General features: G+C 61.1%; 22 protein-coding genes and 4 pseudogenes. 25 read left to right on the top strand and 1 reads right to left on the bottom strand.

Annotated features, from left to right (window positions below; genetic code table 11):
• The 19 genes and pseudogenes from rplP to rplQ all read left to right on the top strand — a co-directional run.
• Positions 1–407, top strand: a pseudogene (gene rplP, locus QZ613_RS02875) (50S ribosomal protein L16); the annotation flags it as partial.
• A 58-nt stretch (positions 408–465) separates the two neighbouring features.
• Positions 466–564, top strand: a pseudogene (locus QZ613_RS02880) (50S ribosomal protein L29); the annotation flags it as partial.
• An 882-nt stretch (positions 565–1,446) separates the two neighbouring features.
• A pseudogene (gene rplX, locus QZ613_RS02885) lies at positions 1,447–1,762 on the top strand (50S ribosomal protein L24).
• 2 nt (positions 1,763–1,764) lie between these two features.
• Positions 1,765–2,305, top strand: a pseudogene (gene rplE, locus QZ613_RS02890) (50S ribosomal protein L5).
• 19 nt (positions 2,306–2,324) lie between these two features.
• Entirely contained in the window at positions 2,325–2,618 is a 294-nt protein-coding gene (gene rpsN, locus QZ613_RS02895; RefSeq protein WP_291981698.1) for a 30S ribosomal protein S14, read from the top strand.
• A 16-nt stretch (positions 2,619–2,634) separates the two neighbouring features.
• Complete coding sequence (gene rpsH, locus QZ613_RS02900) at positions 2,635–3,030, top strand: 30S ribosomal protein S8 (RefSeq protein WP_043563788.1); 396 nt, start codon at positions 2,635–2,637, stop codon at positions 3,028–3,030.
• 32 nt (positions 3,031–3,062) lie between these two features.
• The gene (gene rplF / locus QZ613_RS02905) at positions 3,063–3,575 is read left to right on the top strand and encodes a 50S ribosomal protein L6 (protein ID WP_291981700.1); all 513 of its coding nucleotides are present in this window, start codon (positions 3,063–3,065) and stop codon (positions 3,573–3,575) included.
• 13 nt (positions 3,576–3,588) lie between these two features.
• Positions 3,589–3,942, top strand: a complete 354-nt coding sequence (rplR, locus tag QZ613_RS02910) for a 50S ribosomal protein L18 (protein ID WP_291902421.1) — start codon at positions 3,589–3,591, stop codon at positions 3,940–3,942.
• 32 nt (positions 3,943–3,974) lie between these two features.
• Positions 3,975–4,499: a 30S ribosomal protein S5 gene (rpsE, locus tag QZ613_RS02915; protein ID WP_043563783.1), complete on the top strand. Its 525-nt coding sequence runs from the start codon at positions 3,975–3,977 to the stop codon at positions 4,497–4,499.
• Between the two features lie 3 nt (positions 4,500–4,502).
• Entirely contained in the window at positions 4,503–4,685 is a 183-nt protein-coding gene (gene rpmD / locus QZ613_RS02920; RefSeq protein WP_043563781.1) for a 50S ribosomal protein L30, read from the top strand.
• A gap of 1 nt (position 4,686) precedes the next feature.
• Positions 4,687–5,121: a 50S ribosomal protein L15 gene (gene rplO / locus QZ613_RS02925; protein ID WP_043563780.1), complete on the top strand. Its 435-nt coding sequence runs from the start codon at positions 4,687–4,689 to the stop codon at positions 5,119–5,121.
• Positions 5,122–5,144: 23 nt separating this feature from the next.
• Positions 5,145–6,470 carry a preprotein translocase subunit SecY gene (secY, locus tag QZ613_RS02930; protein WP_043563779.1) on the top strand — a complete coding sequence of 442 codons (1,326 nt, stop codon included), beginning with the start codon at positions 5,145–5,147 and terminating at the stop codon, positions 6,468–6,470.
• 1 nt (position 6,471) lies between these two features.
• Positions 6,472–6,690: a translation initiation factor IF-1 gene (gene infA, locus QZ613_RS02935; protein ID WP_018055416.1), complete on the top strand. Its 219-nt coding sequence runs from the start codon at positions 6,472–6,474 to the stop codon at positions 6,688–6,690.
• A 67-nt stretch (positions 6,691–6,757) separates the two neighbouring features.
• Entirely contained in the window at positions 6,758–6,871 is a 114-nt protein-coding gene (gene rpmJ, locus QZ613_RS02940; RefSeq protein WP_291902329.1) for a 50S ribosomal protein L36, read from the top strand.
• 75 nt (positions 6,872–6,946) lie between these two features.
• Positions 6,947–7,309: a 30S ribosomal protein S13 gene (gene rpsM, locus QZ613_RS02945; RefSeq protein WP_042335088.1), complete on the top strand. Its 363-nt coding sequence runs from the start codon at positions 6,947–6,949 to the stop codon at positions 7,307–7,309.
• Positions 7,310–7,329: 20 nt separating this feature from the next.
• Entirely contained in the window at positions 7,330–7,725 is a 396-nt protein-coding gene (gene rpsK / locus QZ613_RS02950) for a 30S ribosomal protein S11 (protein WP_043563774.1), read from the top strand.
• Positions 7,726–7,737: 12 nt separating this feature from the next.
• A complete protein-coding gene (gene rpsD / locus QZ613_RS02955) occupies positions 7,738–8,367 on the top strand; it encodes a 30S ribosomal protein S4 (RefSeq protein ID WP_043563771.1) in 630 nt (209 codons plus the stop codon).
• A gap of 39 nt (positions 8,368–8,406) precedes the next feature.
• The gene (gene rpoA, locus QZ613_RS02960; protein WP_291981444.1) at positions 8,407–9,381 is read left to right on the top strand and encodes a DNA-directed RNA polymerase subunit alpha; all 975 of its coding nucleotides are present in this window, start codon (positions 8,407–8,409) and stop codon (positions 9,379–9,381) included.
• 30 nt (positions 9,382–9,411) lie between these two features.
• The gene (rplQ, locus tag QZ613_RS02965; RefSeq protein WP_291981446.1) at positions 9,412–9,801 is read left to right on the top strand and encodes a 50S ribosomal protein L17; all 390 of its coding nucleotides are present in this window, start codon (positions 9,412–9,414) and stop codon (positions 9,799–9,801) included.
• 154 nt (positions 9,802–9,955) lie between these two features.
• On the opposite strand, the gene QZ613_RS02970 is transcribed toward rplQ, so the two are convergent.
• Positions 9,956–11,767, bottom strand: coding sequence for an ABC transporter ATP-binding protein/permease (locus tag QZ613_RS02970; protein ID WP_043563766.1), 1,812 nt, complete (start codon positions 11,765–11,767; stop codon positions 9,956–9,958).
• A 259-nt stretch (positions 11,768–12,026) separates the two neighbouring features.
• On the opposite strand from QZ613_RS02970, the gene QZ613_RS02975 reads away from it, so the two are divergent.
• From QZ613_RS02975 to QZ613_RS03000, 6 genes are all read left to right on the top strand, one after another.
• Positions 12,027–12,806 (top strand): TetR/AcrR family transcriptional regulator, encoded by a 780-nt coding sequence (locus tag QZ613_RS02975; protein WP_291981448.1) that lies wholly within the window; start codon positions 12,027–12,029, stop codon positions 12,804–12,806.
• Positions 12,803–15,154, top strand: a complete 2,352-nt coding sequence (locus QZ613_RS02980; protein WP_291981450.1) for an acyl-CoA dehydrogenase — start codon at positions 12,803–12,805, stop codon at positions 15,152–15,154. Before QZ613_RS02975 ends, QZ613_RS02980 begins: the two co-directional genes overlap by 4 nt.
• A gap of 56 nt (positions 15,155–15,210) precedes the next feature.
• Complete coding sequence (locus QZ613_RS02985; protein WP_291902344.1) at positions 15,211–16,500, top strand: acetyl-CoA C-acetyltransferase; 1,290 nt, start codon at positions 15,211–15,213, stop codon at positions 16,498–16,500.
• A gap of 31 nt (positions 16,501–16,531) precedes the next feature.
• On the top strand, positions 16,532–18,460 hold the full coding sequence (locus tag QZ613_RS02990) for a 3-hydroxyacyl-CoA dehydrogenase NAD-binding domain-containing protein (protein WP_043563759.1): 1,929 nt from the start codon (positions 16,532–16,534) through the stop codon (positions 18,458–18,460).
• 381 nt (positions 18,461–18,841) lie between these two features.
• Positions 18,842–20,155, top strand: a complete 1,314-nt coding sequence (locus QZ613_RS02995) for an outer membrane protein transport protein (protein WP_291863862.1) — start codon at positions 18,842–18,844, stop codon at positions 20,153–20,155.
• 222 nt (positions 20,156–20,377) lie between these two features.
• The gene (locus tag QZ613_RS03000; protein ID WP_291981452.1) at positions 20,378–22,765 is read left to right on the top strand and encodes a 3-hydroxyacyl-CoA dehydrogenase/enoyl-CoA hydratase family protein; all 2,388 of its coding nucleotides are present in this window, start codon (positions 20,378–20,380) and stop codon (positions 22,763–22,765) included.
• Positions 22,766–22,792 lie beyond the last annotated feature (27 nt).

Here is a 22,792-nt window from a genome sequence, read left to right on the forward strand (position 1 = left end):
AGAAAGAAGTAACCGCAAAGAGCAGAAAGGCCCGTACACTGGCCTGGCACGCGCGGCGCCAACGTAAGTTTCGTACGGGATTCGGGCTCAATCTATTGGTCGGTGGTTCGGCTGACGCTCGTTCAATTCGAAGCCGCTCGCCGGCCATGACGCGCCCCCATCGCAAGCGCCGGGTGGCAGGATCTGGATCCGGATCTTTCCGCTACCACCGATTTCAAGAAACCTGCCGAAGTGCGCATTGTAAGCGGCAAGGGAAACCCGGAATACGTGGTTCGCGGAATCAAGCCCGTCAGGTTCTCTCCGAGATGGATGGTGAACGAGGGAACGAAGGCCTGGCGCGTGAAGCGTTCTTCGCTGGCTGTGCGAAGCTGCCGATTCCGACGGTTTTTCGTAACGGCGTATGGTAGTTGATCATGAAAGTCAGTGAACTCAGAGCAAAAACCGTCGACGAACTGAAACAAGGAATTGCTGGACTTGCTGAAGGCACAGTTTGGTCTCGGATGCGTGTCCACTCAGCAGTTGTCCCACACCGTCAGATTCGGTAAAGTGCGTCGCCAGATTGCGCCGTACGCACGCTTCTTCGTATTGAAAAGGCAGTTCAACAATGAGCGAGACACCACCAAGCGCCCCGGGTACGGGCGCTTCGTCAGCGATCGATGGACAAGACCGGTGAAACCGTCGTCCGTCGAACTTCCCGCTTCAAGCCTGCGAATTTACGACAAATCAGTGATGGCGCTCCGACAATAACCAATGGCGCATGATTACGCAATGGGATGCCAAGATCTGGCGACCTGGTCGAAATCCAGGAGTGCCTGCCCGCTATCCAGAGCAAGGCGTGGGTTGCGTCACCAAGCTTCTTGGAACGCCGCGCGTTCCATTTAAAAGCTTGCTTGGTTCTCAAAGAGAAGCGGCTATCAATGCCGCCTCCCCCGCGCTCGGCTGACTTTTCCCCACTGCCTTTGGCGTTTCTACGCTACGGGTTCCAAGACTGACCCGCAGCTGCGGGCCAAGTTGGAAGTGGACAGATGATTCAAGTACAACATTCTCCGACGTTCGCCGACACACCGGTGCGCGCTTCGGTGAGTGGGTCCTTAAAGTGCTGGGCTGGCTCCAAGCTCCGCTACGGGCCGGGTGTCGGCCGACCATTATCAAGGTCACCGACCAAGGATTCGCCGGGCGCGTGACACCCTGGTCAAGAATGGTGAGCGTCTCCATGCGCTGGGTCGTGGCGCACGGCCAAGAAGGGCCGTACGCCGCATGGATGGCTCCCTTGGTCAGTTCGACCACGAACGCCCGTCTGGTCCTCCTGATAAACAAGATGGAGCCGATTGTAATCGCGTATCTTCGGGCCGTGACGCGCGAGTTGCGCGGGCGATCGTTCTGAAGATCGTCCTCCCTGGCCCCGGAATGCTGTGAAGGAGGTCATGGGAAAAAATTCGTAAGGCGATGACGTCTTCGTCATTGCTGAACGACAAGGGAAAGCGCGGGCTGTGAGCAGCGGACCTAGATGCCGGCCCGAGCACGTCCCTGGTGGCTGGGTCGAAAAAATCGCGTCAGAAGCAATGGCACGAAGCCGAATCCGGTGAAGGGTGTCGTCAGCGGCATCGTTGAAAAAGAGATGCCGCTTCACGTATCGAATGTATCGCTCTACAACCCGGCGACCAAGAAAGCGGATCGTGTCGGCTTCAGGAAGCTTGAAGACGGTACGAAAGTGCGCTTTTTTCAAGTCGAACGGCGAAGTGTTGGCGGGCTAAGGAAGTAGTCATGGCACGTTTATTGGATTACTACAAGACCACCGTGGTGGCGGAGCTTACCGAGAAGTTCGGCTACAAGTCGAGCATGGAAGTGCCGCGGATCACCAAGGTGACCCTGAACATGGGTGTTGGTGAGGCGGTTGCAGACAAGAAGGTGCTCGAGAGCGCGATTGGCGACATGACCAAGATTGCCGGCCAGAACCGGTTACGACCAAGGCTCGCAAGTCGATCGCCGGCTTCAAGATTCGCACCGGCTACCCGATTGGCTGCATGGTGACTCTGCGGGGTCCGCGTATGTTCGAATTCATCGATCGTCTGGTAACTGTGGCGTTGCCTCGGGTGCGTGACTTTCGTGGCATATCGGGCAAGGGGTTTCGATGGTCGCGGAAACCTACAGCATGGGCCTCAAAGAGCAGATCATCTTTCCGGAAATCGAGTACGACAAGATCGACGCGCTGCGCGGCATGAATGTCAGCGTGACGACTACTGCGAAGACCGATGACGAAGCGCGTGCCTTGCTTGGCGCGTTTAAATTTCCCTTCAGGAACTGAGACGAAATGGCAAAACTCTCTGGTGATCAACCGCGGTGAGAAGCGGCGCAAGACAGTCGAAAAGTATGCCAAGAAGCGTGCCGATCTGGTGGCGGTCATTAATGACCAGAGCCTCTCCGTTGAGGATCGCTTCGAGGCGCGGCTGAAAATGCAGGCGCTGCCACGCAACTCAAGCCCGGTTCGGCTACGTAACCGGTGCGCACTGACCGGTCGTCCGCGCGGTGTTTTTCGCAAGTTCGGTCTGGGTCGTGCAAGCTTCGCGGACTTCGTCATGCAAGGTGAAGTCCCCGGAATGATCAAGGCTAGCTGGTAGGCAGGGAGAGAACAGAATGAGTATGAGCGATCCGATCAGCGACATGCTGACACGCATCCGAAATGCCCAGATGGCAAACAAGGCCTCCGTCGCCATGCCGTCTTCAAAAGTAAAGATTGCCATCGCCCAGGTGTTGAAGGACGAAGGTTATGTCGAGGATTTCAGCGTCAAGCCGAACGACGGCAAGCCGATTCTGGAGATTGGCCTGAAGTATTACGCCGGTCGTCCGGTGATCGAGCGGATCGATCGCGTTTCCCGGCCCGGCCTGCGTATTTATCGAGGCGCCGACAACATTCCTCCGGTCATGAACGGTCTTGGTGTGGCGATCGTGTCGACACCGAAGGGTGTCATGACTGACCGCAAGGCACGTGCCAGCCATATCGGCGGCGAAGTGCTCTGCGTCGTCGCGTAAGGGGTAGCTATGTCCCGCGTTGCAAAAAACCAATCGTTCTGCCGCAGGGTGTCGCGGTAGATATTTCCTCCGACCAGATTTCAGTGACCGGCCCTCTGGGGGCTTTAAAGTTTGCCGTCAATCCGGCGGTCTCGGTGGCTCTTGAGGATGGCAGTCTATTGTGCAAGCCGGTGGCTGGAGTGGCAGAGGCTGTTGCCATGTCGGGCACGATGCGTGCCGTTCTGGCCAATATGGTGACCGGAGTGAGTGCAGGGTTCGAGCGCAAGTTGAGTCTCGTTGGCGTTGGCTATCGAGCTCAGGCGCAAGGCGACACGCTCAATCTGACGCTGGGATTCTCGCATCCGGTTGCGTACAAGTTGCCAAGCGGCATTACGGCTACGACCCCCATTCAGACGGAAATCGTCATCAAGGGAGTGGATCGGCAGCTCGTGGGCCAGGTGGCTGCAGAGGTTCGCGCCTATCGTCCGCCCGAGCCCTACAAGGGCAAGGGTGTGCGCTATGTCGACGAAGTGGTCGTGATCAAAGAAACGAAGAAGAAGAAGTAAGGGTGCTGAGATGATTGACAAGAAACTGGCGCGTTTGCGCAGGGCTCGCAAAACCCGGGCCAAGATTGCCGAGCTGAAGTCGGTGCGTCTTTCGGTTCACCGCAGCAACTGCCATATCTACGCGCAGGTGATTTCGGCTTGCGGGACCAAAGTCCTGGCGGCCGCCTCATCGCTCGAGCCGGAAGTGCGCAAGAGCCTGCCGAACGGTGGCGACATCGGCGCCGCCAAGGCGATTGGTCAGCTGGTTGCCGAGCGCGCCAGGAAAGCGGGGGTCGAGCAGGTGGCGTTCGATCGTTCCGGGTTTCAGTATCACGGACGGATCAAGGCGCTTGCCGAGGCTGCTCGTGAAGCCGGCCTCAAGTTCTGATCGCCGCACCCTGCAAAGAATTGGAGTAATCAATGGCTAGACCTCAAGGCAGAAAACCTCAGCAGTCGGACAGGCCCGATGATGGCATGCGCGAGAAGATGATCTCGATCAACCGCGTAACCAAGGTCGTCAAGGGTGGTCGGATTCTCGGCTTCGCGGCGCTGACCGTCGTCGGCGACGGTGATGGGCGCGTTGGTATGGGCAAGGGCAAGTCTCGTGAAGTGCCGGTGGCCGTTCAGAAAGCCATGGAAGAAGCGCGGCGCAACCTGATCAAGGTGAGCCTCAAGAACGGCACCCTGCAGCACACCGTCTTCGGACGTCACGGCGCGTCGACAGTGATGATGCAGCCAGCGCCGGAGGGTACGGGTATCATCGCCGGGGGCGCCATGAGGGCGGTATTCGATGTGATCGGAATGACCAACGTGGTCGCCAAGGCGCACGGGTCTACCAATCCTTATAACGTTGTCCGCGCGACGATCAACGGGCTGCGCTCGATGACTACGCCTGCCGAGGTTGCGGCCAAGCGGGGCAAGACCGTGGCAGAGATTCAGGGGTAAGAGATGGCTGAGAAAAAAGTGAAGGTGACGCTTGTCAGAAGCCTGATCGGCACCAAGGAATCGCATCGTGCGACGGTGCGTGGCCTGGGCCTGCGGCGTATGCACAGCAGTGCAATACTCGAAGATACTCCAGCGGTTCGCGGGATGATCAACAAGGTTGGCTATCTCTTGAAGTGTGAGGGCTGAGATGGAACTGAATACTGTTCGAGCCGGCGACGGCGCGCGCGCAGACAAGAAGCGCGTTGGCCGAGGCGTTGGTTCCGGTTGGGGAAAGACCTGCGGGCGCGGTCACAAAGGTCAAAAGTCCCGTGCCGGGGGTTTCCACAAGGTCGGCTTCGAGGGCGGTCAAATGCCGTTGCAGCGCCGGCTACCGAAGCGCGGCTTCAAGTCAATGACCGGCGCCCGTAACGTCGAAGTAAGGCTGTCCGAAATCGAGCGCCTGCCGGTGGATGAGATTGATCTGGCAACGCTTCGGCAAGCGAATCTGGTGCCGCAACAGGTGTTGTCGGCAAAGGTTGTTCTATCGGGTGCGATCACGCGGAAAGTCTTGCTCAAGGGTGTTGGCGCGACTGCCGGCGCTCGGGCGGCGATCGAAGCCGCGGGCGGCAGCATCTCCGAATAACGCGTTGGCAGGGGTGATATTTCTTGGCAACTAGTCCTAACACGGTCAGCAAAGGCGGGAAGTTCGGCGATCTGAAGCGCCGTCTATGGTTCCTGCTTGGCGCTCTGGTTGTGTACCGGATCGGTTCGCACATCCCGGTGCCCGGAATCGATTCGCACGTCCTGGGCGAGCTCTTCAGTCGGCAACAGGGCGGCATCCTGGGCATGTTCAACATGTTCTCCGGTGGGGCCTTGTCGCGGTTCACGATTTTTGCGCTGGGGATCATGCCGTACATTTCGGCGTCGATCATCATGCAATTGATGACCCATGCCAGTCCGCAGCTTGAAGCCCTCAAAAAAGAGGGTGAGGCCGGGCGCCGGAAAATCACGCAATACACGCGCTACGGTACGGTTGCTCTTGCCCTCTTTCAGGGTATCGGTATCGCCGTGGCGGTCGAGTCGCAGCCGGGATTGGTGCTTGACCCGGGGATGATGTTTCGCTTCGTGACGGTAACCACACTGGTCACCGGGACGATGTTCTTGATGTGGCTTGGCGAGCAGATTACCGAGCGGGGCTTGGGCAACGGCATTTCGCTGATCATCTTTGCCGGTATTGCCGCGGGCTTGCCGAGTGCCATCGGAGGGCTCCTCGAACTGGTGCGTACCGGCGCGATGCATCCGCTGACGGCGCTGGTGATCTGTGTTCTGGTGGTCCTGGTCACCGCCTTTGTGGTGTTTGTCGAGCGTGGGCAGCGCAAGATTCTGGTGAACTATGCAAAGCGGCAGGTGGGCAACAAGGTCTATGGTGGTCAAAGCTCTCATCTGCCGTTGAAATTGAACATGGCGGGAGTGATTCCGCCGATTTTTGCCTCCTCTATCATCCTCTTTCCGGCAACCATTGCCGGCTGGTTTGGCGCCGGCGAGTCCGGGCGTTGGCTGAAGGATATTGCGGGCGCGCTGTCACCAGGGCAACCGATTTACGTGATGCTCTACGCCGCAGCGATTATCTTCTTCTGTTTCTTCTATACGGCGCTTGTCTTCAACTCCAGAGAAACAGCGGACAACCTGAAGAGGAGCGGTGCTTTCGTCCCTGGGATTCGTCCAGGCGATCAGACGGCGCGCTACATTGACAGGATACTGATGCGCCTGACCTTGGTTGGCGCCTGCTACATCACGATTGTTTGCTTGCTGCCGGAGTTCATGATTCTGAAGTGGAACGTACCTTTCTACTTCGGCGGTACTTCGCTGTTGATCATCGTTGTTGTGACGATGGATTTCATGACCCAGGTGCAGGCGTACACGATGTCGCACCAGTACGAGAGCCTGCTCAAGAAGGCTAACTTCAAAGGCTCCGGGTTACCGGCGAAATAGGATGGCAAAGGAAGACTTGATTGAAATGCAGGGTGAGGTCGTCGAGAACCTGCCCAACGCAACGTTCAGGGTGAAGCTCGAGAACGGCCATGTGGTTCTTGGTTTTATCTCCGGGAAAATGCGCATGCACTACATCCGCATACTGCCAGGGGACAAGGTGACCGTTCAACTGACACCCTATGACTTGAGCAGAGCGCGAATCGTCTTCCGCGCCAAGTGAAGAATCTCTACGCAACAATTCGGTTTCAGGCTGGCTGCGCCTGCTGCCGGAGAATCAGGAGTTAACAATGAAAGTGCTGGCCTCTGTGAAGCGCATCTGCCGGAAGTGCAAAATCATTCGGCGTCACGGCATTGTGCGTGTGATCTGTACGGATCCGCGTCACAAACAGCGTCAAGGTTGATCGCTGCGGCCCGAGTCATGGGTCGTCAGTCGGTTGAAGGTATAACTGTAAGTTTCGATTACTTGGGGTGAATCAATGGCCCGCATCGCAGGCGTAAACCTACCGAACCACCAGCACGCCGAGATTGCGCTTACCGCGATCTACGGTATTGGGCGTCCGCGCGCACAGAAGATTTGTGATGCTGCTGGTGTTTCACGTTCCACAAAGATGAAGGACATGACGGAAGCCGAACTGGAGCGTTTACGCGATCAGATCGGCAGATTTGCCGTCGAGGGCGATTTGCGCCGCGAAGTCACGATGAGCATCAAGCGCTTGATGGACCTCGGTTGCTACCGTGGCCTTCGTCATCGCAAGGGCCTGCCGTCTCGCGGTCAGCGTACGAAGACCAACGCCCGTACCCGCAAAGGTCCGCGTAAGCCGATCGCCGGCAAGAAGTGATTAGGAAATAGGATCTGACTATGGCCAAGACCGCTGGAAAAGTTCGCAAGAAAGTCAAGGTAAAGAAGAACGTAGCTGAGGGCGTTGCCCATATTCATGCGTCGTTCAACAATACCATCATTACCATCACCGACCGTCAGGGTAACGCCCTGTCCTGGGCTACCTCCGGCGGTGCCGGGTTCAAGGGCTCACGCAAGAGCACCCCGTTTGCGGCGCAGGTGGCTGCTGAAGCGGCGGGCAAGGTGGCTGTCGAATGTGGCGTCAAGAACCTCGAGGTGCGCATCAAGGGCCCCGGCCCCGGGCGTGAGTCGTCGGTGCGCGCGCTCAATGCACTTGGCATGAAGATCACGGCGATTACCGATGTCACGCCGATCCCGCACAACGGCTGCCGTCCGCCGAAGAAGCGTCGGATTTAAGGAGAAGATAGAGTGGCTCGCAACCTAGATCCGAAGTGCCGTCAGTGTCGCCGCGAAGGCGAGAAGCTGTTTCTGAAGGGTGAGAAGTGCTTTACCGACAAGTGTGCCATTGAGCGTCGCTCGTATGCGCCAGGCCAACACGGCCAGAAGTCGGGGCAGCGTCTGTCCGATTACGGTGTCCACCTGCGCGAGAAGCAGAAGATTCGCCGCATCTACGGGGTTCTCGAGGGACAGTTTCGCAAGGTTTACAAGGAAGCAGACCGGCGCAAGGGCGTGACCGGCGAGGTGCTCCTGCAGCTCCTGGAGGCTCGCCTGGACAGCGTCGTCCATCGCATGGGGTTCGCAGCATCGCGTTCAGAATCACGTCAGCTGGTCAGGCACAATGGCATGCTGGTGAACGGACGTCGGGTGAACATCCCTTCCTACCAGGTTCGTCCAGGCGACGTCGTCGAAGTCTGCGAGAAGGCGAAGGCCCAATTGCGTGTCAAGGCGGCGCTTGCAGCAGCCGAATCGCGGGGTTTTCCGGAGTGGGTTGAAGTGGACGCTAAGGCGCTGAAAGGCACCTACAAGGCGCATCCGGAGCGCAGCGAACTGCCGCCGACGATCAACGAGAGTCTGGTCATCGAACTTTACTCGAAGTAGTAGTGGCTAGGCTTGACGGCATCAGGCAAAGGACAGTACATGCAAAGCAGTGGACTATTTAAACCGCGCATCATCGATGTGCAGAGCTTGTCGCCAGTGCATGCGCGGGTGGTCATGGAGCCGTTTGAACGCGGTTATGGGCACACTCTGGGCAATGCGCTGCGGCGGATTCTGCTCTCTTCGATGCCGGGCTACGCACTGACCGAGGTGAGTATTGATGGGGTTCTCCACGAGTACTCGTCGATCGACGGCGTTCAGGAGGATGTTGTCGATATCCTGCTCAACCTCAAGGGCGTGGTCTTCAAGTTGCACAATCGTGAAGAGGTGGTTCTTCGTCTGGGCAAGGAAGGCAAAGGCGTCGTTCGGGCGGCGGATATCGAGGTTTCTCATGACGTCGAGATCATCAATCCGGAACACGTGATTGCGCACCTTTCAGCCGGTGGCAAGTTGGCCATGGAAATGAAAGTGGAAAGGTCGCTGGGCTACCTGGCGGGCAATCTTCGCGACCTTGGCGAGAGCGGAAAGAGCATCGGAAAGCTGGTTCTCGACGCCTCGTTCAGCCCGGTCCGTCGGGTCAGCTACACCGTCGAGAGCGCTCGTGTCGAGCAACGGACCGATCTCGACAAGCTGATCATGGAGATCGAGACTAACGGAGCGATTGAACCGGAAGAGGCGATCCGCACCGCGGCCCGCATTCTGATGGAACAACTGTCGGTGTTCGCCGATCTTGCTGGAACGGCGTTGCCCGTTGAGTATCAGAAAACGGTGCAGGTCGATCCGCTGCTGCTGCGCCCGGTGGACGATCTTGAGCTGACTGTGCGTTCGGCGAATTGTCTGAAAGCGGAAAACATCTACTACATTGGCGATCTGATTCAGCGGACCGAGAACGAACTGCTGAAAACGCCGAATCTCGGGCGCAAGTCGCTTAACGAAATCAAGGAAGTATTGGCCGCACGCGGCCTGACACTGGGCATGAAGCTTGAGAACTGGCCGCCGGCCGGGCTCGAGAAATAAGTCGCCGGACAAGAACAGGAAGGAATTGATATGCGTCACCGTTTGGGTCTTCGCAAACTGAATCGTACCAGCGCCCATCGTCTGGCGATGTTGCGCAACATTACCGTATCGCTGCTGCGTGAAGAGGTGATCAAGACGACGCTGCCCAAGGCGAAGGAACTTCGCCGGGTGGTCGAGCCGATCATCACTCTGGGCAAGAAGCCAAGCCTTGCCAACCGGCGTCTGGCGTTCGATCGCCTGCGTGACCGCGACATGGTGGTCAAGGTGTTCGACGAGCTCGGACCGCGTTTCGCGGCGCGCAATGGCGGCTATCTACGGATCCTGAAGTGTGGGTTCCGTGTCGGCGACAACGCACCGATGGCTCTGGTCGAATTGCTCGACCGGCCGGAAACCGAGGCGGCTGCGGTGGTTGCCGAGTAGAGTTTGGGACACGCGGGCCGGCGGCATGCCAGCCGCAGGCAAAAAAAGCCAGGCCTTGCGGCCTGGTTTTTTTTGCCTGCTTGAGCGCGATGCGAAACGTGTGTGGTCGTCGGCCGATCGCCGTGCGGGGGCCCGCCCGGCCACTACGGCTGAGCTACGCCGCTGTTGGCGCCGTCTCCTCCTGCTGCTGCAGTTCCCACATCTGCGCGTAGAGGCCTCCCGCCTGTAGCAGTTGCGGGTGTGATCCACGCTCGACGATACGTCCAGCGTCCATTACCAGGATCTGGTCAGCATTCATGATGGTGGACAGGCGGTGCGCGATGACCAGGGTGGTTCGCCCGCGGGCCGCGTTGTCGAGGCTGGCCTGTATCGCTTTCTCGGTTTTCGAGTCGAGAGCCGAGGTGGCTTCATCGAAAATCAACACGGGCGGGTTCTTGAGCAGCGCGCGGGCGATCGCCACGCGCTGTTTCTCGCCCCCGGAGAGTTTGAGGCCCCGTTCGCCGACGCGCGTTGAATAGCCCTCGGGGAGCTGTTCGACGAAACGCGCGAGTTGCGCGGCTGCAGCTGCGGCCAACACCTCATCGTGGCTGGCGTCCGGGCGGCCATACTGAATGTTGTAGTAGATGGTGTCGTTGAAGAGCACGGTGTCCTGCGGAACAATGCCGATCGCAGCGCGCAGACTGGCCTGCGTAAGCTGCCGCAAGTCGCTGCCGTTGATCCGGATGTGACCGCCACTGACGTCGTAGAAGCGGTACAGGAGGCGCGCCAGGGTGGATTTTCCGGAGCCGGACTCGCCGACCACGGCAAGCGTTCCGCCGGCAGGAATATTGAAATCGACGCCATGCAGGATCTGGCGGTTCGCCTCATAGAAGAAGTCTACTGCGCCGAAATCGACCTGCACAGGACCGGGCGGCAGGACCCTGGCAGCAGGTGCGTCGGCGATTTCGCGGTTGACTTCGAGCAGACCGAACATGCGCTCGATGTCGGTCAGCGATTGTCGGATTTCCCGGTACACGACACCAAGAAAGTTGAGCGGCATGTAGAGCTGAATCAGGAAGGCGTTGACCAGAACCAGGTCGCCGATGGTCATCGTGCCGTCGACGACGCCGGCGGCGGCTCGCCACATCATCGCCGTCACCCCTAGGGCGATACTGACCTGCTGACCAAGGTTCAGCCAGGACAGGGAGATGCGGCTTTTCGTCGCGGCGTCTTCCCAGTTGCGCAGCTGCTGGTCGTAGCGCCGCGCTTCAAATTCCTCGTTGTTGAAATACTTGACCGTCTCGTAGTTGATCAGGCTATCGATGGCGCGCGTATTGGCGGCCGAGTCGGTTTCATTGACTTTGCGGCGGATGGCGATGCGCCAGTTGCTTACCTTTACCGTGAACAACACGTAGGCGCTCAGTGAAGCGAGGGTGATGAGGACGAAGACGCTGTCGTAGCGGGCAAACAGGATGGCCAGGACAAGGCCGATTTCGACCAGCGTCGGGAGGATCGAATACAGCGTGTAGCTGATCAGATTGGAGATCGATCGGCTGCCGCGCTCGATATCGCGCGACACCCCTCCGGTTTCGCGATGCAGGTGGAAGCGCAGCGACAGCTCATGCAGGTGGCGAAAGACTTCCAGCGCAATGCGCCGAACGGCGCGTTGGGTGACGCGCGCGAAGAGGATTTCGCGCAATTCTGTAAACAGGGTGCTGGAAAAACGCAGCGCGCCGTAGAGGGCGAGGAGCAGGGCCGGCAGAACCAGAGCCTGCTGCTCGCTGCTCAGCGCGTCGATCATGTCCTTGAAAACGAGGGGTACGGCGACGTTTGCCACTTTGGCGCTGAACAGGCAGGAAAGCGCCAGGAGGACACGCCATTTGTACTGCCACAGATACGGAACGAGCTTGTTCAGTGTCAGCCATAGATGCGTGTCGGCAGGCGGTGGCCGATCGAGGGCTGCATTGGAAGTGGCGGAACGGCGCATGTGAGTGATGACGTATGGTGGTTGGCCAGCGCTGCAGTATGCCTGCTGTTGCCGCCGAGGGTCTCGAGGCCGGCACAGAAAAATGGAAAAAAGCCTTGCATTCGCCAGCGGCTCACCCTACCATTAAAACGAACGTTTGAGCGAAGCCTTGGGCCTCAGGCGCTGTCGGCAATCTTGCTACTCTCGTTACTCCCGCTACTCCCGCTACTCCCGGTTCGTCGAAGCATTCAAGCCTGAACACTTTGGGGCCTGCGCTCTCATGTCCGACCAGAAGACCAATCACGATACTCGCGAACGCATCCTGGATGTGGCCGAGCGGCTGTTCATGGAGCATGGCTATGAAGGGACGTCGATGCGCGTGATTACCACCTGCGCTGACGTCAACCTGGCGGCCGTCAACTACCATTTCGGTTCCAAGGAAGCGCTGCTACGCGAGGTTTTTCGCCGCCGGCTCAGCTGGCTGAATCGGGAGCGTCTGTACGCGCTCGACGCGCTCGAGGCCGAGGCCGCTGGCGCGCCGTTGAAACCCTCGCAGATCCTCGAAGCCTTTTTTGGCACGCTGCTGCGCATTGGTGAGCAGCCATCGCTTGGCGGAATGACTTTCCTGCGCCTGCTTGGTCGCACTCTGACCGAGCCGGCGGAGTTCATCCGCACCTTCTTTGCCAGCGAATACGCGGAAGTGATCCACCGCTACAAGCAGGCTTTGTACAGCGCCTTGCCCGACGTCCCGAAAGCCGAGATCGTCTGGCGGCTGCATTTCATGCTCGGTGCCATGTCCTACGCGATCGCCGGTACGGATGTGCTGCGGGTGGTCACCGGCTGCGAGTTGGGCGACCTGGCCGGCGAGGGGGCGGCTGACACCGTCGACGACGCCACGCTGGCCAGACGCCTGGCCCAGCGCTTGATGCCTTTTCTGCTCGGCGGGCTGCGCGCACCACTGCCGTCGGCCCCGGACTCGTCGAAAGCTTCACCCGTGCCGCCCAGCGAAGGTGACCGGGAACCTCGGACCGCAAATCATTTACAGGAGAAACAGCCATGATCACCACGATCATCATGCTGCTCATCGGCGTCACTCTGGTGAGCATTACGGTACTGGTCAGCGTTCGTCCCTGGCGACAAGCGTTGATCAGCCGTCGTGTCTTCGCCACCTACAAGCGTATTCTGCCGCAGATGTCAGACACCGAGCGCGAAGCGCTGGAGGCCGGCACGGTGTGGTGGGACGGGGAACTGTTCCGTGGCGACCCCGACTGGAACAAGCTGCTGGCTTATCCAGTGCCGAAACTCAGCCCTGCCGAGCAGTCCTTCATGGACAACGAAGTCGAGCACGCCTGTGCGCTGGTCGACGACTGGAAGGTGACCAGCGAGGACTTCGACATGTCACCGGAAGCGTGGCAATACATCAAGGACAAGGGTTTTCTCGGGATGATCATCCCGAAGCAATACGGTGGCCTGGAGTTCTCTGCCTTCGCACATTCGCAGGTGGTCACCAAGCTGTCGACGCGTTGCTCGGCCTTGTCGGTGTCGGTGATGGTGCCCAACTCGCTCGGCCCCGCCGAACTGCTGTTGCATTACGGTACCGATGTGCAGAAGAATCACTACCTGCCGCGGCTGGCCAAGGGCGTCGAAGTACCGGCTTTTGCCTTGACCAGCCCGTGGGCCGGCTCCGACGCCGGCTCGATCCCCGACGTCGGCGTCGTCTGCAAGGGCGTCTGGAAAGGCCAGGAAGTGATCGGGATGCGCGTCACCTGGGACAAGCGCTACATCACGCTGGGCCCAGTATGCACCCTCCTGGGCCTGGCCTTTCACCTCTATGACCCGGATGCGCTGCTCGGCGACAAGAAGCACATCGGTATCACCTGCGCACTGGTGCCGCGCGATACGCCGGGTGCCGACATCGGTCGCCGCCACGTGCCGTTGAACGCCATGTTCATGAACGGTCCGACGCGCGGCAAGGACGTGTTCATGCCTCTCGACTACGTGATCGGTGGCCCGGCGATGGTCGGCCACGGCTGGCGGATGCTCATGGAGTGTCTGGCCGCAGGGCGCTCGATCTCGCTGCCGTCGTCGAATGCCGGCATGGCGCAACTGACCGCCCGTACGGTTGGCGGGTACGCGCGCGTCCGCAGCCAGTTCAAGATGGCCATCGGACGCTTCGAGGGCGTCGAAGAGCCGCTCACCCGTATCGGTGCCTATACCTACATGATGGACGCGGTGCGCAAGATGACCGCCGGTGCCATCGATCTCGGCGAGAGGCCGTCGGTCGTTTCGGCGATCGCCAAATACCATGTCACCGAGCGCGCGCGCCTGGTGGTCAATGACGGCATGGATATCGTTGGCGGCAAGGGGATCTGTCTCGGCCCCTCGAACTTCATCGGCCGCGCCTATCAGCAGCTGCCGATCGGCATCACCGTCGAAGGCGCCAACATTCTCACGCGCAGCATGATCCTCTTCGGTCAGGGCGCCATCCGTTGCCATCCCTACGTGCTGAAGGAGATGAAGGCGGCGTATAACCCGGATACGGAGCAGGGCCTGCTCGACTTCGACGAGGCATTTTTTGGTCACGCCGGGTTCACGCTCAAACACGCTTTCGGTGCGCTGGCGAAGGGCTTGACCGGCTCGCGTTTCGTCCCGGTACCGGCCAATGTGGCGCCGGAGACAAGGCGCTACTACCAGCAGCTGACGCGCTTCTCGTCAGCTTTCGCTTTCCTCGCCGACATCTCGATGCTCGTCCTCGGTGGCGAACTGAAGCGGCGCGAAAAGCTTTCGGCGCGGCTGGGTGACATCCTGTCGATGCTCTATCTGTGCTCCGCAACGCTCAAGCGTTACGAGTCGGAAGGGCGTCAGCAGGCCGACGCTCCGCTGATGCACTGGGCGATGTGGGACACCATGTACAAGGCGCAGATGGCTTTCGACGGCGTGATCGCCAATTTCCCCGTACGCTGGATCGGCAGCATGCTCTATCGCATCGTTTTCCCGCTCGGCCATCCCTACGACGTTCCGTCGGACCGCATCGGCCACCAGGTGGCCAAGCTGATGATCGAGCCGTCCGCTGCGCGTGACCGGCTGACCGCGGAAACCTATCTGCCGAAGGTCGCTAGCGAACCCGTCGGGGCAGTCGAACTGGCGCTGCTGGCAACCATCGAGGCGGAGCCGATCGAGGCCAGGATTCGGGCCGCGGAAAAAACCGGTGCGCTCGCCGACAACCCGGACGCCAACGTCCGCGATCTGGCGCACGCGGCTTTCGCCGCCGGCATCGTCACTGCCGCCGAATACGCGGTGCTCAAGCGGCGCAACGAGCTGCGCGACATCGTCATCCGGGTCGACGATTTTCCGCACCATCTCGGCCAGTCGCGGCAGGAGGCGGTTGTCCACAAAGCCGCCGCATAGGGTCGATCGAGGGCGCCTGTCGCCTAGCGGTGACGAGCGTCAGTAAAGGAGAGGAAATGGAATTCCAGCCGGTGTATGTCGTCGATGGTTCGCGGACGCCGTTTCTCAAGGGGCGCAATGCGCCGGGGCCGTTCTCGGCCAGCGACCTGGCGGTGCAGGCCGGGCGAGGGCTACTGATCCGTCAGCGCTTTGCGCCGACAGACCTCGACGAAGTGATCCTCGGCTGCGCCAGCCCTTCCCCGGACGAGGTAAATATCGGCCGTGTCGTTGCTCTGCGCCTGGGTTGCGGCCACAAGGTGCCGGGCTGGACGGTGATGCGCAACTGCGCCAGCGGCATGCAGGCGCTCGATTCGGCGATCGGCAATATCCAGAACGGACGCTCGCAGCTGGTACTCGCCGGTGGCGTCGATGCCCTGTCGCATGCGCCGCTGCTGTATTCGGACGCGATGGTGCGCTGGTTTGCGCAGATGATGCAGGCAAAGACGGTCGGCCAGAAGGCTGGCGTCCTGGCCAGGCTGCGCCCGGGACAACTTCTCTCGCCGGTGATTGGTCTGCTGAAAGGCCTGACCGATCCGAACATCGGCTTGCTGATGGGGCAGACGGCGGAGAACCTCGCCTGGCGTTTTGCCATTTCGCGCCAGCAGATGGATCAGTTCAGCGTTGGCAGTCACCAGCGTGCCGTCGCCGCACGTGCCGGTGGACGTCTCGGCGAGATCGTCCCGCTGGTCGATGCCCAAGGCCGGGTCTATGCCGACGACGACGGTGTGCGTGCCGATTCGAACGTCGCCGGTCTGAGCAGGCTCAAGCCATTCTTCGATCGGCGCTATGGGCGCGTCACGCCGGGCAACAGCTCGCAGATTTCCGATGGTGCGGCCTGGCTGATCCTCGCTTCACAGGCTGCCGTCGAGCGGTGGCAGCTCGAGCCGCTCGGGCGCATCACCGACAGTCAATGGGCGGGTCTCGATCCGGCGCAGATGGGTCTGGGTCCGGTGCATGCGGCAACGCCGATCCTGCAGCGGCACGGACTGGGGCTCGACGACATCGACCTCTGGGAAATCAACGAAGCGTTCGCCGCGCAGGTGCTGGCCTGTCTCGCTGCCTGGGAGTCGGACGATTACTGCGGTGAACAGCTCGGCCTGGCGCAAGCCCTTGGCGCTCTGCCGCGGGGTCGCCTCAACGTCGATGGCGGCGCGGTGGCCGTCGGTCATCCGGTTGGCGCTTCCGGCGCGCGCATCGTCCTGCACCTGCTGCATGCCTTGCGCCAGGCCAGGGTCAGGCGCGGCATCGCGGCGATCTGCATTGGCGGCGGGCAGGGCGGGGCAATGCTGGTCGACACCGTTGCCTGACGGCGACCAGCGGCAAAGAGGAGAAGAATGCATGAACGGGAATGACAACAGCGATCGGAACTGGCTGTTCGAGGTGGACGCCGATGGCCTGGCCTGGGCGACGCTGGACAAGGCGGGCGAGTCGACCAATTCACTGTCCAGCGCGGTCATGGACGAACTGGCGCTGCTACTCGATCGACTCGACAGCAGTCCGCCAAGGGGGCTCATTTTCCGCTCCGGGAAGGCGGCCGGTTTCATCGCCGGTGCCGACATCCAGGAGTTCACGCAGCTCGACACGCCGGCAAAAGGCATTGCGCTGGTCGAGCGCGGCTGGCAGTTGTTCAATCGTCTGGCGACGGTCGGCTATCCGACGCTGGCGCTGGTGCGCGGTCATTGCCTGGGCGGCGGCCTCGAACTGGCGCTGGCCTGCCGCTACCTGCTGGTGGTCGACGAACCGGCGACACGACTTGGCCTGCCGGAGGTGATGCTGGGCATCGTACCGGGCTGGGGTGGAATGTTGCGCCTGCCCGAACGAATCGGTCCGCAGGCCGCTCTGGACATGATGCTCACCGGCAAGTCTCTCGACGCCAGGCGCGCCAAGCGCCTTGGTCTCGCCGACGAGTGCGTGCCGGCGCGCGTGATGGAGAACGCCGCGGCGCTGCTGGTGCTCTCTGATCAGCCCCGCCGCCGTCCACCCTTGTTGCAACGGCTGCTCAACGGACCCTTGCGCCCGCTGGTCGCCCGCGGGGCAAGAAAGCAGGTGGGCAAACGCGCGCGTATCGAGCATTACCCGGCGCCGTACGCGATCATCGACATCTGGGAAAAGCACCACGGCAATGCGCTGGCCGCTCCGCAACTGATCGACAGCATCGTCCGTTCGCCGACCGCCCGCAATCTGGTGCGCGTCTTCTTCCTGCAGGAGCGGCTCAAGGGTTTCGGAAAAGCGAGTGCGCACCAGGCTAGACGGGTGCACGTCGTCGGTGCCGGCGTGATGGGCGGCGACATCGCCGCCTGGTGCGCGCTGCGCGGGCTGACGGTGACCCTGGAGGATCAGGGAATGGAGCGCATTGCTCCAGCCCTGCAACGCGCCTACGCCGCTTACGCGAAGAGGATCAGGGATCCGCACGAGCTGCGCAACGCCATGGATCGCCTCATTCCCGACCCCGAAGGGCATGGCGCACGGAGCGCCGACGTGGTGATCGAAGCCATCTTCGAAAACCTCGACGCCAAGCGCGCCCTGCTCGAACGGCTGGACGCGGTGATCAGGCCCGACGCGGTGCTGGCGACCAACACCTCCAGCCTGAGGATCGAGGACCTGAGCAGCGGCCTGAGCCAGCCGGGACGCCTGATTGGAATTCACTTCTTCAATCCGGTGGCCAGGATGCCGCTGGTCGAGGTCGTTGCCGCCGCCGGGGCCGACGGCGAAATGCTGGCGCGTGGCAGCGCTTTCGTGCGGCAGATCGATCGCTTGCCGTTGCCGGTCAGGAGCGCACCAGGGTTTCTGGTCAATGCCGTTCTTGGACCCTATATGCTCGAGGCGATGCGCGCCGTCGACGAGGGGCTGGCGCCGGAGACCGTCGACGAGGCGATGCTCGCCTTCGGCATGCCGATGGGGCCGATCGAGCTGGTCGATATGGTCGGCCTCGACGTCGCCATGGCAGCCGGCAAGAGCCTGGCTGGCGGTGCCGCCGAAGCGCCGCGCTGCCTGCGCGAGCGCTTCGACGCCGGTCAGCTGGGCAAGAAGACTGGCCGCGGTTTCTATGATTACGCGCAAGGAAAAGCGGCCAAGGGCGCGGCCGGTACGGCGCCTGCGGGTCTTGCCGAGCGGCTCGTCGCACCCTTGATTGCACGGACGCAGACGCTGGTCAGCGACGGCATCGTCGCCGACGCCGATCTGGCCGACGCCGGCGTCATCTTCGGTACCGGTTTCGCGCCGTTTACCGGTGGGCCGCTGAACTACTGGAAAAGCGCGAAGGGCTAACAACATCGCCCTCCTGGCGGACAGGCGGGCGATTCTGCGGAGGATGCCGATAGCTGCCGATAGGGGAGGGGCGATTCCCGCACTGCTCAAGGCGCGCCGCCGGCCGGCGACGGTCGCCGTGAATTCCTTCCCTTTGCCACAACGGCGGCCGTCGGTCGGCGACTGGGTGAGCGTCTTTTCCGAAATCGTCGAAACCGATGCAGTCTTACCGAAGCACCGCTCGTCTGTGTTGCAATTAGGCAACAGAGAGGTGGGCGAACGCCGTCAAACATCGCGTAGTTCGAGATTTTTCTGGCCGTAGGTCTTAGCATGTGCTTGTACATGGGCATTTTTCTGTGGCAAAAAAGCGACGCTTAGATCACATTCAAGGGGGAAGACAAAATGGCACGGCAGATTTCGATGAAGGTGCTTCCGGCACTGCTTCTGGTGGCTTTTTCGGGTGCCGCGAGCGCCTCTGGTTTTCAGTTGCTCGAGGCGGGCAGTGGCCTTGGCAACGCCTACGCGGGCTCTGCGGCCAAGTCCAGCGACGCCAGCACGATTTTCTGGAATCCGGCGGGTATGACGCAGCTGCAGGCGCGCGAAGTTTCCGGCGGTTTGACGGCCGTGCGGCCGAGCTTCAAGTTCAACGACAAGGGTTCCACGGTTGGCGTATTCAGCGCGGGTGGGGCGGCAGGTGCCGGCGATGGCGGCGATGCGGGCAGCTGGGCCTTCATTCCCAACGGCTACCTTTCGTGGGCGCTGAACAAGGACCTCTATATAGGGGTGGGCCTGAGCGGGCCTTTCGGCAATGCCACCAAGTACGACAAGTTCTGGCGCGGTAGCGCCCAGTCCGACGAGTTCGACATCAAGACGATCAACATCAACCCGTCGATCGCCTATCGGGTCAACGAAAAGGTGTCGCTGGGTGCCGGCTTCAGCTGGCAGAAGATAGAAGCCGAATACTATCGGCAGGTAGCGGTTACACCGGGTCGGGCGGGGGTGGAAAGCCACATGAGCCTCAGTGACGACGCCTGGGGCTGGAACATCGGCGTTTTGTTCACCCTCTCACCGTCGACCAAGGTCGGGCTCTCGTATCGTTCGGCGATTCAGTACCATACCGACGGGAAGGTCAAGCTGAGTGGTGACGGCACGACGCTGGGCAATACGACGGCAAACCTCCTGACCGCCGCTGGCGGGGCGAGCGACGTTGAAGCGGACCTCAAGGTGCCGGATACCTTCATTCTGAGCGTGTCGCAGCAGCTAAGCGACCGCTGGGAGATGTTGGGCGATGTGTCCTGGACCGGATGGAGTTCGATTCAGGACGTCGACATCATGCGCACCTCGGGAGTTCTCTCGGGCAGCGCGGCGCAGATTCTGCACGCCGATTTCCAGAACACTTATCGGGTAGCACTGGGCGCCAACTACAAGTACACGGACGCGATCAAGTTCATGTTCGGAATTGCCTACGACCAGACTCCGGTCAAGAGTGCGAGCACGCGCCTGACGTCGCTGCCCGACAACGATCGCACCTGGTTCACGGTCGGAACGCAATGGAAGCCCGCCAAGGAGCAGACTCTCGAAGTGGGTGCGGCCTACCTGTACATCCCGAATACGAAGATCAACCAGAACGAGACGGCGCAAGGCCGTGGCACAGTTCTCGGCAACTACGATTCCAGCGTCTGGATTCTCGGTGCGCAGTACTCCATGGCGTTCTGATCAGGCGGCACGGCGCACACGAAAACCCCGGTCTCCGGGGTTTTTTTTCGCATGCTCGCCACGCTCAATGCGGGTGGCGTGAAGGCTTGGCGCCCGTGTTCCTGTTGACGAAGGCCATTGGAAATGTATAATTCAAACGTTCGTTTGATAGTTTTTTTGTGCACAAGCGCGGCGGGGCTTTCCCGGCGGGCGTCGATAAACAGACAGGAACAGGAGGACAGCTTGAGCAACTTCATCGTACGCAAGGCCGCCGTACTCGGGGCGGGGGTGATGGGCGCGCAGATCGCCGCGCATCTGGCCAACGCCGAAGTGCCGGTGCTGCTTTTCGACCTGCCCGCCAGGGAAGGCGACACCAACGGAATCGTCAACCGCGCCATCGACGCACTGCGCAAGCTCGAGCCGTCGCCGCTGGCCAGCAAGGACCGCGTTGCCTACATCGACGCCGCCAACTACGCGCAGCACCTTGAACAACTGCGCGACTGCGACCTGATCATCGAAGCGATCGCCGAGAAGAGCGAGTGGAAAGACGATCTCTATCGCCAGATCGCGCCCTTTGTGTCTCCGGACGCGATCATTGCCTCGAACACCTCCGGGCTGTCGATCAACCGCCTGTCCGAAGCGCTGCCCGAGCCCTTGCGTTCACGTTTCTGCGGCATCCATTTCTTCAATCCGCCGCGCTACATGCATCTGGTCGAACTGATCGCCATCGAGACCACCGACCCGGCGCTGCTCGACAACCTCGAATCGTGGCTGGTCTCGCGTCTCGGCAAGGGAATCGTGCGCGCGCGCGATACGCCGAACTTCGTCGCCAATCGTGTCGGCGTCTTCTCGATCCTGGCGGTGATGCATCACACCGAGCGCCTGGGGCTCGGTTTCGACGTCGTCGATGCGCTCACCGGTCCGCTCATTGGCCGTCCGAAGAGCGCCACCTACCGCACCGCCGACGTCGTCGGACTCGACACGCTGGCACACGTCATCAAGACCATGCAGGACACCTTGCCCGACGACCCCTGGCACGGCCATTACGCGGTACCGGCATGGCTGGCAGCACTGATCGGCAAGGGTGCGCTTGGCCAGAAGACGCGTTGCGGAATCTTCCGCAAGGACGGGCGGGCGATCAAGGTGCTCGATCTTGCGGCGCAGGATTATCGAGAAAGCGGCGCCGAAATCGACCCGCAGGTTCTGGCGATCCTCAAGAATCGCGATCCGGCCGCGAAATTCGCGCAACTGCGCGCCAGCACGCATCCGCAGGCCCGCTTCCTGTGGGCCATTTTTCGCGACATCTTTCATTACGCCGCTTTCCACCTCGCCGAAATTGCCGATAACGCCCGCGATCTCGATTTCGCGATGCGTTGGGGCTTTGGCTGGGCGCAGGGACCCTTCGAAAGCTGGCAGGCAGCCGGCTGGAAGGCGATTGCCGAAGCGGTCAAGGCCGACGTCGACGCCGGCCAGGCGATGAGTTCGGCAGCGCTGCCGGCGTGGGTCTTTGGCCAGGTCGCCGAAAAGGGCGTGCACACGCCACAGGGCTCTTACTCGGCGAGTGCCGACGCCTATCACGCGCGTTCGCGGCTGCCCGTCTATCAGCGGCAGATTTTTCCCGAGCGGATCTTGAGCGAAGAGGCGGTGAGCGGCGCGACGGTCTGGGAGAACGACGGTGTTCGTTTGTGGACGCTGCCGCAGGTCGACGACGGCATCGCCATCGTCAGCGTCAAGACCAGGAACCACACGCTCGGACGCGAGGTGATCGTTGGCTTGCAGGAAGCCGTGGCTCGTGCCGAAGCCGATTATAGTGCCCTGGTGCTCTGGCACGAGGCGCCGTTTGCCTTCGGTGCCAACCTCAAGGAGGTCGCCGAAGCGATCGCCGCGGGTCAGTTCGATCTGCTCGAAAAATACGTCGCCGAGTTTCAGAACACGTCGATGGCCCTGAAGTACGCCAAGGTGCCGGTGATTGCCGCGGTCCAGGGCATGGCGCTCGGTGGTGGCTGCGAATTTCTGATGCACGCCGCGAAGCGGGTGATTGCGCTGGAAAGCTACATCGGTCTGGTCGAAGCCGGCGTCGGACTGATCCCGGCCGGCGGTGGCTGCAAGGAGTTCGCCATTCGCGCCGCGCAGCACGCGGCGAGAACCGCCGGTAACGACCCCTTCGAGTTCCTCCAGCCGGTCTTCATGACCATCGCCATGGCGACGGTGTCGAAGAGCGGCGTGCAGGCCAGGGAACTCGGTTTCGCCGTCGATGCGGACAAGATCGTCTTCAACGCCAAGGAACTGCTTTACGTCGCGCTGCGCGAGGCGCGCGGCTACGCCGAGGGCGGCTATTACCCGCGTCTGTCGCCGCGTCAGATCAAGGTTGCCGGGCGCACCGGAATTGCCAACTGCGAAATGATGCTGGTCAACATGAAGGAAGGCGGCATGATCTCGGCACACGACTACGCCGTCGCCAAAGCAGCAGCCACGGCGCTCTGCGGTGGCGACGTCGAGACCGGATCTCTGGTCGACGAGCAATGGCTGCTGAGTGTCGAGCGCCAGCTCTTCGTCGCGCTGCTGAAGAACGAGAAGACGCAGCAGCGCATCCAGCACATGCTGGCCACCGGCAAAGCGCTACGCAACTGACCCACCGAGCAAGCAAGGAGAACAGAT

It is taken from the genome of Candidatus Accumulibacter sp. ACC005, from assembly GCF_907163215.1.
GTDB lineage: Bacteria > Pseudomonadota > Gammaproteobacteria > Burkholderiales > Rhodocyclaceae > Accumulibacter > Accumulibacter regalis.